The organism is Mycobacterium sp. 1164985.4 (assembly GCF_001668575.1).
Taxonomy (GTDB): Bacteria; Actinomycetota; Actinomycetes; order Mycobacteriales; family Mycobacteriaceae; genus Mycobacterium.
Window position 1 is genome coordinate 24,157 of the sequence record NZ_LZMD01000061.1, and the last position, 14,381, is coordinate 38,537.

The 14,381-nt window shown below is 70.0% G+C and carries 16 protein-coding genes; 8 read left to right on the top strand and 8 right to left on the bottom strand.

Going from position 1 to position 14,381, the window contains the following annotated elements; all coding sequences use genetic code 11:
* Nucleotides 1-6: 6 nt before the first annotated feature.
* Nucleotides 7-654, bottom strand: coding sequence for an ABC transporter permease (locus tag A5650_RS11295; protein WP_067290695.1), 648 nt, complete (start codon nucleotides 652-654; stop codon nucleotides 7-9).
* 136 nt (nucleotides 655-790) lie between these two features.
* Here A5650_RS11295 and A5650_RS11300 point away from each other — a divergent pair, with 136 nt between their 5' ends.
* Nucleotides 791-1,729, top strand: a complete 939-nt coding sequence (locus A5650_RS11300) for a TauD/TfdA dioxygenase family protein (protein WP_067290697.1) — start codon at nucleotides 791-793, stop codon at nucleotides 1,727-1,729.
* Here the strand turns inward: A5650_RS11300 and A5650_RS26765 are convergent, their stop codons facing one another.
* Complete coding sequence (locus A5650_RS26765; RefSeq protein WP_156744094.1) at nucleotides 1,730-1,894, bottom strand: hypothetical protein; 165 nt, start codon at nucleotides 1,892-1,894, stop codon at nucleotides 1,730-1,732.
* A gap of 132 nt (nucleotides 1,895-2,026) precedes the next feature.
* Between A5650_RS26765 and cobG the strand changes: the two genes are divergently transcribed.
* The 5 genes from cobG (at nucleotide 2,027) to A5650_RS11325 (ending at nucleotide 7,456) form a co-directional block, all read left to right on the top strand.
* Nucleotides 2,027-3,142: a precorrin-3B synthase gene (gene cobG, locus A5650_RS11305; RefSeq protein ID WP_067290700.1), complete on the top strand. Its 1,116-nt coding sequence runs from the start codon at nucleotides 2,027-2,029 to the stop codon at nucleotides 3,140-3,142.
* 9 nt (nucleotides 3,143-3,151) lie between these two features.
* Complete coding sequence (locus A5650_RS11310; RefSeq protein ID WP_067290703.1) at nucleotides 3,152-3,778, top strand: precorrin-8X methylmutase; 627 nt, start codon at nucleotides 3,152-3,154, stop codon at nucleotides 3,776-3,778.
* Entirely contained in the window at nucleotides 3,775-5,247 is a 1,473-nt protein-coding gene (locus A5650_RS11315; RefSeq protein WP_067290707.1) for a precorrin-2 C(20)-methyltransferase, read from the top strand. Before A5650_RS11310 ends, A5650_RS11315 begins: the two co-directional genes overlap by 4 nt.
* Before the next feature lie 66 nt (nucleotides 5,248-5,313).
* Nucleotides 5,314-6,384 carry a phosphotransferase family protein gene (locus A5650_RS11320; protein ID WP_067290710.1) on the top strand — a complete coding sequence of 357 codons (1,071 nt, stop codon included), beginning with the start codon at nucleotides 5,314-5,316 and terminating at the stop codon, nucleotides 6,382-6,384.
* Between the two features lie 4 nt (nucleotides 6,385-6,388).
* On the top strand, nucleotides 6,389-7,456 hold the full coding sequence (locus A5650_RS11325; protein ID WP_067290713.1) for an FAD-dependent monooxygenase: 1,068 nt from the start codon (nucleotides 6,389-6,391) through the stop codon (nucleotides 7,454-7,456).
* Here the strand turns inward: A5650_RS11325 and A5650_RS11330 are convergent.
* From A5650_RS11330 to dprE2, 4 genes are read right to left on the bottom strand one after another with little or no spacing between them, the layout of a single operon-like run.
* Complete coding sequence (locus tag A5650_RS11330; RefSeq protein WP_067290715.1) at nucleotides 7,422-8,165, bottom strand: cobalt-precorrin-6A reductase; 744 nt, start codon at nucleotides 8,163-8,165, stop codon at nucleotides 7,422-7,424. The genes A5650_RS11325 and A5650_RS11330 overlap by 35 nt on opposite strands.
* The gene (gene cobM / locus A5650_RS11335; RefSeq protein WP_067290723.1) at nucleotides 8,165-8,920 is read right to left on the bottom strand and encodes a precorrin-4 C(11)-methyltransferase; all 756 of its coding nucleotides are present in this window, start codon (nucleotides 8,918-8,920) and stop codon (nucleotides 8,165-8,167) included. The genes A5650_RS11330 and cobM overlap by 1 nt, the downstream gene beginning before the upstream one ends.
* Nucleotides 8,917-10,098, bottom strand: coding sequence for a bifunctional cobalt-precorrin-7 (C(5))-methyltransferase/cobalt-precorrin-6B (C(15))-methyltransferase (locus A5650_RS11340; protein ID WP_067290738.1), 1,182 nt, complete (start codon nucleotides 10,096-10,098; stop codon nucleotides 8,917-8,919). Before A5650_RS11340 ends, cobM begins: the two co-directional genes overlap by 4 nt.
* Before the next feature lie 28 nt (nucleotides 10,099-10,126).
* A complete protein-coding gene (gene dprE2 / locus A5650_RS11345) occupies nucleotides 10,127-10,885 on the bottom strand; it encodes a decaprenylphospho-beta-D-erythro-pentofuranosid-2-ulose 2-reductase (RefSeq protein WP_067290740.1) in 759 nt (252 codons plus the stop codon).
* Between the two features lie 35 nt (nucleotides 10,886-10,920).
* Between dprE2 and A5650_RS11350 the strand changes: the two genes are divergently transcribed.
* Nucleotides 10,921-11,346, top strand: a complete 426-nt coding sequence (locus A5650_RS11350) for a F420-dependent biliverdin reductase (RefSeq protein WP_067290745.1) — start codon at nucleotides 10,921-10,923, stop codon at nucleotides 11,344-11,346.
* 6 nt (nucleotides 11,347-11,352) lie between these two features.
* Here the strand turns inward: A5650_RS11350 and A5650_RS11355 are convergent, their stop codons facing one another.
* Complete coding sequence (locus A5650_RS11355) at nucleotides 11,353-12,495, bottom strand: M24 family metallopeptidase (RefSeq protein WP_067290749.1); 1,143 nt, start codon at nucleotides 12,493-12,495, stop codon at nucleotides 11,353-11,355.
* Nucleotides 12,496-12,564: 69 nt separating this feature from the next.
* Here A5650_RS11355 and A5650_RS11360 point away from each other — a divergent pair, with 69 nt between their 5' ends.
* Nucleotides 12,565-13,521 (top strand): 5'-3' exonuclease, encoded by a 957-nt coding sequence (locus A5650_RS11360; protein WP_067290993.1) that lies wholly within the window; start codon nucleotides 12,565-12,567, stop codon nucleotides 13,519-13,521.
* 10 nt (nucleotides 13,522-13,531) lie between these two features.
* On the opposite strand, the gene A5650_RS11365 is transcribed toward A5650_RS11360, so the two are convergent.
* Nucleotides 13,532-14,326 carry a DUF4333 domain-containing protein gene (locus tag A5650_RS11365; RefSeq protein WP_067290752.1) on the bottom strand — a complete coding sequence of 265 codons (795 nt, stop codon included), beginning with the start codon at nucleotides 14,324-14,326 and terminating at the stop codon, nucleotides 13,532-13,534.
* Nucleotides 14,327-14,381: the final 55 nt, after the last annotated feature.

Consider the following 14,381-nt stretch of genomic DNA (forward strand, 5'->3'; position numbering starts at 1 on the left):
TCCCTGTCATCGAATACCTTTCGACGTGGTGAGGCGGCCGATCACGACGAGCACCGCATCGAGTGCGAGCGCGAGGACGACGATCAGCAGCGTCCCGGCGAGGGCCATCGGGACGGCCGTCGGACTGCCCACGCGCGCCAGCCCGGTGAAGATCAGGTTGCCCAGTCCGGGCCCCTTGACGTAGGCGGCGATCGCCAGCACGCCCATAGACATCTGCGTGCTGATCCGCATGGCGGACAGGATCGACGGCCACACCAGACGCAGTTCGACGCGGGCCAAGGTGTCGAGCCGGCTCATGCCGATCCCCCGCGCAGCGTCGGTGAGCGCGGGGTCGACCCCGTTGAGCCCGACGATCGTGTTGCGCACGATCGGCAACAGCGAGTACAGCACCAGCGCAGCAACACTGGGCACCACCCCGAGCCCGAACAATGGGATCAGCAAACCGAGCAGAGCGAACGCGGGGACCGTCAGGATCACGCTGGATGTCGCGGTCGCGAGGTTGGCGGCCGTCGGGTTGCGGTAGGTCAGCACCCCGATCACCACCCCGACGATCGTCGCGATGAGCACGCTCTGGACGACGGCACTGACGTGTTGATAGGAGTCGAACGCCAGCTGCGCTTGGTGGGCGGTGATGTACTCCCACAGTGCCCTCACGGCGGTGAGCTACCCGATCTTGATCCAGCCGAAACAACGAGCCCCTTCGATTCGCGCTGAGCCGAACGATTGTGGTCGCGAGGTCCGGCGGCAAATGTGATCGGCAGGCTTCACGCATCGTCTGGAGGTTGCTCACGTGCCGTCATCGCTACGGGTGGTAAAGCTCGGCGCCCACATCGGTGCTCGGATCGAGGGCGTCGACCTCAGCGCGGGCGTCGACGCGGAGACCGCGTCGGCGATCAACGCGGCCCTGCTCGAACACAAGGTCGTCTTCTTCCGCGACCAGCACGGTCTGGACGATGACGGTCAGCTCGCCTTCGCTCAGTCGTTGGGCACGCCGACGACCGCGCACCCGACCGTGACCTCACGCGGTGAGCGCTTCTTGCCCATCGATTCCCGCTACGACAAGGCCAACAGCTGGCACACCGACGTGACGTTCGTCGACCGGATTCCGAAGGCGTCGATCCTGCGGGCCATCACCCTGCCCCCGTACGGCGGCACTACGACGTGGGCGTCCACCGAAGCCGCCTACGACCGGCTACCGGCACCCCTGCGCACGCTCGCCGAGAACCTGTGGGCCGTGCACACCAACCAGTACGACTACGCCACCCTGCACGACGAGCCCAACGCGTCCCTGACCGCCGAGCAGCGGTCGTACCGCGACGAATTCGTCTCCGACTACTACGAAACCGAGCATCCGGTGGTCCGCGTGCACCCGGAGACCGGTAAGCGGGTGTTGCTGCTCGGCCACTTCGTCAAGGGGTTCGTCGGCCTTCGATCGACCGAGTCGGCCGCGCTGTTCAATTTGTTCCAGGATCGAATCACCAAGCTGGAAAACACGATCCGGTGGAGCTGGCAGCTCGGCGACGTCGCGCTGTGGGACAACCGGGCCACCCAGCATTACGCCGTCGCCGACTACGACGACCAGTACCGCCGGCTCAACCGCATCACCCTGGCCGGGGACATCCCCGTCGACATCTACGGCCGGCACAGCCGCGTCGTGGCGGGTGATGCCTCGTCGTACTCGGCGGTGGTCAGTGTCGAAACCACGCAGACCGCGGCCCTGGCCAGCTGATCACAGCCGGTCGAGCTCGCGAGACAGCAACGCGTTGTCGAGATAGGTGAACCGCTGCGGATAGTGCCTGTGCTCCGGTCCGCGGTGGCTGTGCAAGAGCCCGCGCACCGCTATCGTCGGCACCGGTCGTTTCGTCGGCTGGCTGGTCGTGGTCAGTTCGGTCATGACGATCTCCCACCGTGCTGGCTTGGTCCCCCTCGGACCTCGATGTTCCGGACGCTACGAGCGCTGGACCGGCAGGGCACGCGTAGAGCACTACCTGTGTTCGGACCCCGCACTCACGACTACCGTTGATTCGTGGCCAGGACCCGCGACCAGGACGCCTGCCCCGGTGCGCTGCAAGTGCATCGGGCCGCCGACGGCGCGCTGGCCCGCATGCGGCTGCCCGGCGGGGTCATCACCGCGCCGCAACTGCAGGCGCTGGCGCGAGCGGCCACCGAATGGGGTGCGGGCACGCTGGAGCTGACCTCGCGGGGCAATCTGCAGATCCGCGGCGTCACCGACACGGCGGCGGTCGCCGAGGCCGCGGCGGCGGCGGGTCTGCTGCCGTCGGCGACCCACGAACGCATACGCAACATCGTCGCCTCACCGCTGTCGGGCCGGGTGGGACCGACCACGGACATCCGTGGCCTCGTCATCGACCTCGACGAAGCCATCCGGGCCGACACGGACTTGGCGGCCCTGCCCGGCCGGTTCATGTTCGGCATCGACGACGGCCGCGGCGACATCTCCGGCCTCGGCCCCGATGTCGGCGTGCACTTCGACGGTGAGGTGGCCGCGCTGCTGCTGGCGGGGCGCGACACCGGTGTGCGGCTCCCGGAAAGCTCGGCGGTGCCGACGATGGTGGCCGTGGCCCGACGGTTCGCCGCCGTGCGCGGAAAGGCCTGGCGGGTCAAGGAACTCGACGATGTCGGCCCGCTGCTCGTCGGGCTGACCCCGTCGGAGGCACCGGGGATGACGTGGCCGGCGGTCACCCGCCCGCCCGTGGGATGGCTTGAACAGCACGACGGCCGCATCGCGTTGGGCGCCGCGGTTCCGCTGGGCGTGCTGCCCGCCAGGACCGCGGAGTTCCTCGCCGCGATCGAGGCGCCGATGGCGATCACGCCGTGGCGTTCGGTGGTCGTGTTCGACCTTGCCGAGGACGTCGCCGACGTCGCGCTGCGCGTGCTCGCGCCGCTGGGCCTGGTGTTCGACGAGAACTCGCCGTGGCTGTCGGTCAGCGCATGCACGGGCAGCCCCGGTTGTGAGCACTCGCTGGCCGACGTCCGCGCAGACGCCGCCGCTGCCATGGACAACCCAGCCGCGGGCCACCGCCACTTCGTCGGATGCGAGCGAGCCTGCGGCAGCCCGCCTATTGGTGAGGTGCTGGTGGCAACCGGAGACGGATACCGGACGCGCGGCGCGCACCCGTAGGGTGATCGCGTGCTCGACTACATCCGCGACGCCGGGGAGATCTACCGGCAGTCGTTCGCGACGATTCGCGACGAGGCGGACCTGGCGCGATTCCCCGACGACGTGGCCCGCGTCGTCGTGCGGTTGATCCACACCTGCGGCCAGGTCGACGTCGCCGACCACGTCGCGTACAGCGACGACGTCGTCGCCGCCACCCACGCCGCGCTGCGGACCGGAGCCCCGATCCTGTGTGACTCGTCGATGGTCGCCGCCGGCATCACCAGATCGCGGCTGCCCGCCGACAACGAGGTGGTCTCGCTGGTGGCCGACCCCCGCGCGCCGGACCTCGCCGCCCGCCTGGGCACCACCCGCTCCGCAGCGGCCGTCGACCTGTGGGCGGACCGGCTCGGCGGCGCGGTGCTGGCGATCGGCAACGCGCCGACGGCGTTGTTCCGGCTGCTCGAGCTCGTCGACGACGGCGCGCCGACCCCTGCGGCGGTGCTCGGCGGTCCGGTCGGCTTCGTCGGCTCGGCCCAGTCCAAACAGGAACTCATCGACCGGCCCCGCGGGATGTCGTATCTCGTGGTGACGGGTCGTCGCGGCGGCAGCGCGATGGCCGCCGCGGCCGTCAACGCGATTGCCAGTGATCGAGAATGAGCGCGACGCGAGGGACGCTCTGGGGCGTCGGGCTGGGACCGGGCGACCCCGAACTGGTCACCGTCAAGGCCGCGCGGGTGATCGGCGAGGCCGACGTCGTCGCCTACCACAGCGCCAGGCACGGTAAGAGCATCGCGCGCGGCATCGCGGAGCCGTATCTGCGTCCCGGTCAGATCGAGGAGCATCTCGTCTACCCGGTGACGACCGAGACCACCGACCACCCCGGCGGCTACGCCGGCGCGATGGAGGACTTCTACCGCGAGGCCGCCGACCGCATCGCCGCCCATCTGGAGGCAGGGCGCAACGTGGCGCTGTTGGCCGAGGGTGACCCGCTGTTCTACAGCTCCTACATGCACATGCACACCCGGCTCACCGAACGGTTCGACGCGGTGATCGTGCCGGGGGTGACGTCGGTGAGCGCGGCGTCGGCGGCGGTGGCCACTCCCCTCGTCCAGGGCGACGAGGTGCTGACAATCCTGCCGGGCACGCTGCCCGCCGACGAGCTCCAACGTCGGCTTTCGGACACCGACGCGGCGGTGATGCTCAAGCTGGGACGGTCGTATCCTGCTGTGCGCGAGGCACTCTCGGCCGCCGGTCGGCTGGACGACGCCTTCTACGTCGAGCGGGCCAGCACGCCGCAGCAACGGGTGCTCGGCGCCGGCGAGGTCGACGACACCACCGTCCCGTACTTCTCGCTCGCGATGCTGCCGGGCCAGCGCGACCGCGATGCGGTGAGCGGCAGCGTCGCGGTGGTCGGGCTCGGCCCGGGCAGCACCGATTGGATGACCCCGCAGTGCCGTCGCGAACTCGCCGCGGCCACCGACCTCATCGGCTACGGCCCCTATCTCGACCGCGTCGGCAACCGCGCCGGTCAACGCAAGCACCCCAGCGACAACACCGACGAACCCGCCCGCGCCCGGTTGGCGTGCACGCTCGCCGAACAGGGCCGCGCCGTCGCGGTGGTGTCCTCCGGCGACCCGGGCGTCTTCGCGATGGCGACCGCGGTGCTCGAGGAGGCCAAGCAGTGGCCGGGTGTCTCGGTGCGGGTGGTCCCGGCGATGACCGCCGCGCAGGCCGTGGCCAGCCGGGTCGGCGCACCGCTGGGACACGACTATGCCGTGATCTCGCTGTCGGACCGGCTCAAGCCGTGGGACGTGATCGCCGCGCGGTTGTCCGCCGCCGCGCAGGCCGACCTGGTGCTGGCCATCTACAACCCGGCGTCGAAGACGCGCCGGTGGCAGGTCGGCGCGATGCGCGATCTGCTACTCGAGTACCGCGATCCCGGCACCCCGGTAGTGATCGGCCGCGACGTGTCCGGGCCCCGCGAGGAGGTCTCGGTGCTGCGCCTGGCGGACCTCGACCCCGCCGATGTCGACATGCGGTGCCTGCTGATCATCGGCTCCTCGCAGACCCAGTGGTACACCGACGACGGCGATCGGGTCTTCACGCCGCGGCGCTACCCCCAGTAGCTTCGGGGCGTTGTTTTCGTAGAAGGCTGAACGTCCGGCACGACGGAGGGTGTTAATGTCCGGCGCGTGACATCCGTTCTCGCCATTCCACGTGGGCCCGAAGATGTAACGCCGGCGTGGTTGGGATCAGTGCTGCGGGCAGACGTCGACACGGTCGAGGTGACGCCGATCGGGACGGGCCAGACCGGCGCCACGTACCGCGTCGCGGCGACGTACAGCGGGGCCACGGAGCTGCCCCCGTCGTTCGCGATCAAGCTGTCCGCGCAGGACGATGTGGTGCGCGAACGGGTGGCGCTCGGCTACCGCTCCGAGGTCGAGTTCTACTCGCTTATCGCCGACCGGATGCGAATCCCGGTCCCGCACAGCTACTACCAGGACATCTCCGAGGACGGCGCCGACGTCGTGCTGCTGCTGGCCGACATGGCGCCCGCGGTGCAGGGCGACCAGATCGCCGGATGCAGTCCGACTGAGGCCCGGCTGGCCGTCGAGGCGCTGGCCGGGCTGCACGGCCCGAGCTGGTGTGCGCCCGAGTGGATGGACCTGTCCGCGATCGTCATGCCCAAACCCGGCGATGCCGAGGCGGCGAAGGGCATGGGCGACGTCTGCACGATGGCCGGTGACATCGTCAACGACCGTCTGGGGTCCTCGATCAGCGTCGAAGACCAGGAAACCCTCTCGGCCGCAATGGCTTCGGTGAGCGACTGGTTGATGGCCGAACCTGGCCGCTACGCGCTGATGCACGGCGACTACCGGCTGGACAACATGCTGTTCGCCCCGGACCGCACCCGCATCACAGTGGTGGACTGGCAGACGATCGGCATCGGACTGCCGGGTCGCGACCTCGCTTACTTCACCGCGACGAGCCTCGAACCTGCGCTGCGCGCCGAGATCGAGCGTGACCTCGTCGAGTGCTATCACCGCGCGCTGACCGGATACGGTGTCGAGGATTACGACCTCGACACCTGCTGGAACGACTACCGGCTCGGGCTGGTGCAGGCGCCGCTGCTCGTCGCGCTGGGCACGGCCTTCGCGTCGACCACCGAACGCGGCGACGAGATGATGCTCGTCATGTTGAGCCGCGGCTGCCAGGCCATTCGCGAACTGGGGACCCTCGACCTCATCGCCTCCTACTCGTAACCTCGTGCGCGTCGGTATGATCGGCTGCGGCTTCGCGGGGCTGGCTGCCGCGATCGCGTTCCGTCAGGGCGGACACGACGTGACGGTATTCGAGCGATCCGACGGCATCGTCGAGAGCAGCGCTGCGATTTCGCTCGCGCCGAATGCTCTGCGATGCCTGGACATTCTCGGCGTACGTGATCAGTTTCCGTCCAGCTCGATGGCGCGGCTCCCGGCGACCATACGCAGCGACACCGGCCGGGTCCTGATGCGCAGCAGCCTGGCACGATTTGCCGGCGGCGACGACTATTGCCTTGCTGAGCGGTCAATGCTTCTCAAATCGCTTCTCGCGCAGGTACCACACGCGAGTGTTCGGTTTCGCAGCAATGTCACCGAGGTGCGGCCCACCGGCGAGGTCCACGCTGACGGGGTGCAGCATCGATTCGATCTCGTCGTCGCCGCCGACGGTGCACACAGCCGTGCACGCCGAACGCTGTGGCCGCACGAAGCGACGCCACACCGCACCGGCATCACGGCGTGGACATGGATTGTCAACCAGCAGATGAACGACGGATACGGCGCAATCTGGGGCCGTTTCGCCGAATTCGGAATCCTGCCGTTGCCCGACGGCAGAACATACGTCTGGGGCGGAGCGCGCCCCGGCCACGCCGATCTGAGCGCATACCGCGATTGGCCCCTCTCCCTGCCCGAACTGATCGCTGCGGCGGATTCCGATCGCATCTCGACCGTGGAACTGACCGAGGTTGCCCCGCCGCGCAACTTTCCGAAGGGACGCGTCGTCCTCATCGGTGACTCCGCCCACGCGATGCGCCCGACCCTGGGTCAGGGCGCCGCGCTGGCCATGGAGGACGCGATCACCCTCGCGCATGGCGGGATAGAACAGCTAGCGCGGCGCAGGCCCCGGATGCTCGCGCTCTATTGGGTGTCGAAGACCGGCTCTCGAGTAGCCATCCCCAAACTCCGGATCCTGGCCGCGGCGAGGAATACAGCGCTGCGGCTGGCACCCGACCGCGTGATGGCGTCCTCCGTCGGGTCGGTCAGCCGGTGGACGGCTCCCCCGCGATCCTCCTGACCCAGTCGACCGCCTCCTGAACCGACGCGACCGTCGTCACCCCGGCGGGCAGCGGTGGGCGGTCGACCATCACCACCGCGACTTTGAGATCCGCTGCGGCGTCGAGTTTGGGGCGCGTCATCGCCCCGCCGCTGTTCTTCGTGACCAACGCGCCGATGCGATGCTCGCGCAGCAGGGCAAGCTCGTCGTCGTAGCGGTACGGGCCGCGCGACAGCACGACCTGATGCCGCGACGGCAGATCCGCAGCGTCGGGCGGGGTGACCGCGCGGATCAGGAACCACGCGTCGACGTCCTTGAACGCCGCGGCACCGGAACGCCCGGTGGTCAGGAACACTCGTTGGTAGCCCTGCGCGGCAACGACTTTGGCCGCTTCGGCGTCATCGGCGACGACGGTCGCGTCGCCGGACGGCCATGCGGGTCTGGCCAGCACCAGATGCGGCAGCTCGAGTTCGGCGCACACGGCCGCGGCGTGCGCGGTCATCGTCGCCGCGTACGGATGCGTGGCGTCGACGACGGCGTCCACGCGCTCGTCGCGCAACCACCGACGCAGGCCGTCGACCCCGCCGAAGCCGCCGATGCGCACCTTGCCAACCGGCAGAGCGGGGTCGGGTACCCGGCCGGCGAGCGAACTGATCACCTCGACCTCGGGATGCAACCGCGCGGCCAGCGCACGGGCCTCCGATGTGCCCCCCAGCAACAGGATTCGCATCAGTGCCGCCCCCGCCGCACGCGGTCCGACGAATACAGGTAGCTGTCGGCGAAGCCCTCGGCCGCCAGCACGTCGCCCACCACGATGACCGCGGTGCGGGTGATGCCCGCCGCCTTCGTTTGCTCGGCGAGATCGGCCAGCGTGCAGCGCACCACCTGCTGCTGCGGCCATGACGCGAATGCGACCACCGCGCAGGGCGTTTCGGGCCCGTAGCCGCCGGCGAGCAGCTCGGGGACGATCGCGTCGATCTGCGCGGCCGCCAGGTGCAGCACCAGCGTGGCCCCCGGCGCCGACAGCGTACGCAGATCCTCGCCCGGCGGCATCGCGGTCGACAGCGTCGCCACCCGCGTCAGCGTGATTGTCTGCGCCACACCGGGAACCGTCAGCTCACGGCCCAGTGCGGCCGCGGCCGCGGCGAATGCCGGTACGCCGGGCACGATCTCGTAGTCGACGCCGAGATCGTCGAGGCGACGGCACTGTTCGGCCAGCGCGCTGTAGATCGACGGGTCGCCGGAATGCAGTCGCGCCACGTCAAGCCCTGCGGCGTGCGCGGTGGCGAGCTCGTCGACGATCTGATCGAGCGTCAGCGGACCGGTGTCGATGACGCGGGCGTCGGGCGGACACAGCGCGAGCAGATCCTCGGGCATGATCGAACCGGCGTACAGACACACCGGGCAGTGCTGCAGCAGCCGCTGCCCGCGAACGGTGATCAGGTCGGCCGCGCCGGGGCCGGCGCCGATGAAGTAGACGGTCATGGTTTGGTCACCACCCACTGCGTCACCGGCATCGCGGGCCGCCATCCGGTGAAACCGCCGAGCGGCTCGCCGCGGTAGTGCGCGAACCGCTGGAGTTCGCCGCCGTGGCGTGAATACCACTGGGCGACAAGGGCTTCAGACTCGACGGTGACGGCGTTGGCGACCAGCCGACCGCCCGGCGGCAGCCGCTCGAAACACGCCTCCAGCAGGCCCGGTTGCGTGAGGCCGCCCCCGACGAAGATCGTGTGCGGTGGGGGTACGAAGTCGAACGACTCCGGCGCGTCGAACTGCACCTCCACCAAGGCGCCCAACGCCAGCGCGTTGTCGGCGATGCGTTTGCGGCGCTTCTCGTCGCGCTCGAACGCCACGGCCCGACAACCGGTTCCGCTGCGACACCATTCGATCGCGATGCTGCCCGATCCCGCACCGACGTCCCAGAGCATCTGACCCGGCCGCGGCGCCAACGCCGCCATCGTGATGGCGCGCACCGGCTGCTTGGTGATCTGACCGTCGTTGGCGTACACGTCGTCGGGCAGCACCCCGAGCCGTCGCTCGTCGGGCAGGTAGCGCACCGCGATCACGTTGAGATCGTCGACGTCGCCCGGCGGCTGGGCAGCCCACTCGCGGGCGGTGGTCGTGCGGTGGCGCTCCGCGGGGCCGCCTAGCTGTTCGAGCACGGTGAATTCGGAGTCGCCGCGGCCGGCGTCCGCCAGCAGCTGCGCCAGCGCGGCGGGAGTCGAGCCGTCGCGCGACATCACCACCGCCTGACCGCCGCGGCGCACCGCGGTCTGCGGCTCGCCCACCACCAGGCTGATCACCTCGGTGTCCTGCACCGCCCAGCCCATCCGCGCGCACGCCAGCGTCACCGACGACACGTGCGGCAGCACCCGCACCCGGTCGGGCCCGTAGATCCGGATCAGCGAGCCGCCGATGCCGTGCAGCAGCGGGTCGCCGCTGGCCACGACGTGCACGTCACCCTCGACGTCCTCGAGCAGCGTGCGCAGTGCGGGCAGCATCGGCGACGGCCACTCTCGACGCCGCGCGGTGACGCTGTCGTCGAGCAGATCGAGCTGGCGGCGTGATCCGTAAACCACGGTGGCCCTGGCGAGTTCGGCGCGGGAGGCCGGCGACAGGCCGGCCATACCGTCGGCGCCGATGCCGACGACGACGATCGTCATCGCGGCCCTCTGCTCTTCGCGCAAGCGCTCATCGCCGCAACCTCCGCCACACGGCCCGCGGCGTCATCCGGAACGCCAGCGCGAGCAGGGCCAGCGACGCGGGCACCCACACGGTGCTCCGGCCGCGGCGCAGCGCACGGACGGCCGCGTCGGCCACCTGCGCCGGCGTGCTCGACAGCGGCGCGGGCTTCATCCCCTTGGTCATGCGGCCGATCACGAACCCCGGCCGGACCACCAGCAATTGGACGCCCGATCCGTGCAGCGCGTCGGCGAGCCCGCTGCAGAACCCGTCGAGCCCCGCCTTGGCGGACCCGTACACGTAGTTGGCGCGCCGCACCCGCACGCCGGCCACCGACGAGAACGCGACGAGGGCTCCGGAACCCGCGGCGCGCATCGTCTCCGCGAGCACGGTCAACAGGCTGACCTGCGCGACGAAGTCGGTGTACACGATCGCGGTGGCGTGCGCGGGATCCTTCTCCGCGACGGATTGGTCGCCGAGAATGCCGAAGGCCAGCACCGCGGTGCCGATCGGGCCGTGTTCGGCGACGATGGACTCGACGAGCGGTCCGTGCGAGTCGAGGTCGTCGGCGTCGAACTCACGCACGTGCACCGCTGCGGCGCCTGCCGCACGGACCGCGGCCACCTCGGCGTTCAGGTCGTCCGAGCGGCGCGCCGCGAGCAGGACCGCCGCTCCCGGCGCCAGGCGCGTGGCCACCTGGAGGCCGATCTCGCTGCGACCGCCGAAAATCACGACCAAAGGCGGGCGCGCGTCAGCCGTGTCTGTCATGGCAGCGATTATGTCCTGCGCTACCGTGAAGGCCGATGGCCCAGTCCAGCCGCCGGGCGACCACCCGGCTCACCAATGACGCGCTCGCGTTCCTTTCCGAGCGTCATCTCGCGATGCTGACGACCCTGCGCTCGGACAATTCGCCGCATGTCGTCGCCGTCGGGTTCACATTCGATCCCGCTACCCACATCGCGCGCGTCATCACCAGCGGCGGCTCCCAGAAGGCCGTGAACGCCGAGCGCCAGGGCGTCGCGGTGCTCAGTCAGGTCGACGGTGCGCGGTGGTTGTCGCTCGAGGGCAAGGCCACGGTCAACACCGATCCCGACGCCGTCCGCGACGCCGAACTGCGCTACGCGCAGCGGTACCGCACGCCGCGGGTGAATCCCAAGCGCGTCGTCATCGAAGTCCGCGTCGAGCGGGTATTGGGCTCCTCGGACCTGTTGGACCGCATCACCGACTGACGCGGGTCAGCCCGTCGCGGCAGGGCCTGCGGGCACCACCACCAGATCGTGCGGCCGGTTGTTCACCGACTCGGCCCCGTCGGCGGTGACGATCACGATGTCCTCGATCCGCGCGCCCCACTCGCCGGGAAAGTAGATCCCCGGCTCGACCGAGAACGCCATCCCCGCCTCGAGGGTCAGCGCGTTGCCGGCGACGATGTAGGGCTCCTCGTGCACCGAGAGCCCGATACCGTGTCCGGTGCGGTGCACGAACGCGTCGGCCAGTCCCTCGGCGGCCAGCACGTCACGCGCGGCCGCGTCGACCTGTTCGGCGGTGACGCCCGGCTTCACGGCCTCGACCGCCGCACGCTGGGCGCGCTGCAGCACGGCGTACCGACGCGCGACGTCGGCGTCCGGTTCGCCGATGCTGTAGGTGCGGGTCGAATCGGAGTTGTAGCCGGGCTCGTAGGGTCCGCCGATGTCGACGACCACGATGTCGCCGGCGCGCAGTTCGCGGTCGGAGCACTCGTGGTGCGGGTCGGCACCGTGCGGTCCCGAGCCGACGATGATGAACGCGACCTCCGAATGTCCCTCGGCGACAATGGCTTCTGCGATATCGGCGGCGACGTCGGCTTCCGTCCGGCCGGGAGCCAGGAATTCGGGGACCCGCGCGTGGACCCGGTCGATCGCGGCCCCGGCCTTGCGCAGCGCGTCGATTTCGGCCGGATCCTTGATCATCCGCAGCCGGCGCAGCACGTCGGTGGCCAACACCGGTACGGCGCCGAGCACGTCGGCGAGCGGCAGCAGATGCAGGGCGGGCATCGAGTCCGTGACGGCGGTGGTCAGTGTCCCACCACCGAGCGCCTCGCCGACCAACGCGTAGGGGTCGTCACCGTCGACCCAGTCGCGCACCGTCAGCCCGAGTTCGGGGACCGCGGACTCCTTGAGCGCGGCCAATTCCAACCGGGGCACCACGACGGTCGGGTCGCCGTCGGCAGGCAGCACCAGGGCCGTGAGCCGCTCGAACGTCTGCGCCCGTGAACCGATCAGATAGCGCAGGTCGTAGCCCGGCGTGATGACCAGGCCCGCGAGACCTGCATCGGCGGCCGCCGAAGCGGCGGCCCGCAGCCGGGAGGCGTAGACATCGGTGCTGAATCGGTTGGCCGTCATGGGATTCAGGCTAATCCGCGCCCGAATAGGTGGCGAGCTCGCTCGACCTTCGCGCTACTGTCAGTGACCGTGGCCGCTCCCCTCGTCCTGCTCGACGGCGCCAGCATGTGGTTTCGCTCCTACTTCGGGGTGCCCAACTCGATCACCGCGCCCGACGGCCGCCCCGTCAACGCGCTGCGCGGCTTCCTCGACGCCATGGCGACGGTGATCACCCGGGAGCGTCCCGGGCGGATGGTGGTGTGCCGCGACGACGACTGGCGGCCGCAGTGGCGCGTCGACCTCATCCCGTCCTACAAGGCGCATCGCGTCCTCGAGGAGCACCCCGACGGCGAACCCGACGTCGAGGAGGTGCCCGACGAACTCACCCCGCAGGTCGACATGATCTTCGAGATCCTCGACGCGTTCGGCATCCCCACCGCCGGCGCCGCGGAGCACGAGGCCGACGACGTTCTCGGCACCCTGGCCGCGCGCGAGGAACGCGACCCCGTCGTCGTGGTCAGCGGCGATCGGGACCTGCTGCAGCTGGTGCGCGACGAGCCGGTGCCGGTGCGGGTGCTCTACCTGGGCAGCGGGCTGGCCAAGGCGACGAAGTGGGGTCCGGTGGAGGTGGCGGAGAAGTACGGGGTCCCGGTCGACCGGGCGGGCCCGGCCTACGCCGAGCTCGCCCTTTTGCGCGGTGATCCGAGCGACGGCCTACCCGGCGTGCCCGGCATCGGCGAGAAGACGGCGGCGACGCTGCTGGCCCAGCACAAGTCGCTGGAGAACATCCTCGCCGCGGCCAACGACCCGAAGTCGAAAATGAGCAAGGCGTACCGGACCAAGCTGTTGAAGGCGGCCGACTACATCGAGGCGGCCGCCCCGGTGGTCAAGGTGGCCACCGACGCCGAACTGGACTGGTCGACGCCGAACGACACGCTGCCGCTGGCCGCCGAGCATCCACGCAAGGTGGTCAAGCTCGCCGAGACGTACGGCGTCACGTCCTCGATCGGACGGTTGCAGAAGGCCCTCGACGGGCTCGACGGCTAGCGGTTACCGCTTACTTGGGCCTGCCGACCTCGTAGGTGCCCTTGTCGTCCTGGAACGTGACCGTCACCTGGCGCTTGGTGCCGTCGATGCTGACCTCGCAGTCGAACGTGCCGCCCTTTTGAACGGTCGGGTTCTGGCCGTCGTTGCACTTGACGTCCTTGACGTTCTTGGCGCCGTATCCGTTGGCCTCATCGGTGAGGATCTGTTGCACCCCGCTCTGCGCGGCGCCGATGTCGAGCTTGGTCGTGACGAAGAACCCGGGCTTCCAGAAGCCCAGCACCAGCACCACCGCGACGATGACCGCCGCCAGCAGGCCGATCACGCCGCCGATCACGGCCAGTGAGCGCTTGGAACCGTCCTCGGAGCCGGGTGTGCCGTACTGCGGGTACTGGCCGTACTGCCCCGGCTGCTGGCCGTACTGGCCGGCCTGCTGACCGAACTGGCCGGACTGATCGCCGTACTGGCCGGGCTGATAACCGGTCTGTCCGGGTTGCGCGTAGGGCTGGCCGTAGTGCGGCTGCGCGTACTGGCCGGGCTGCTGGAATGCGGGCTGGCCGTACTGCTCGCCACCCGGGTACTGCTGCGGGGGCTGATACGCCGGCTGCTGGTACTGCGGATACTGCTGAGCCTGCTGCGAGGGGTCGTAGGCGGGCGGCTGCCAATTCGGCGCCGCCTGGGTCGCGTCACCACCCTGCGGCTGCCACTGCTGGTTGGCCGATGGATCGCTGGACGACTGGTCCGTAGGCTGGTCCGGCTGCTGGCCTGGCCACGACTGCGTCGGATCAGATCCTTGCGGTCCGCTCATATCACTCCTTGTTCACCCGCGGCCGAGCCGCGAATATCTGGGCGTCTTGCTCCCG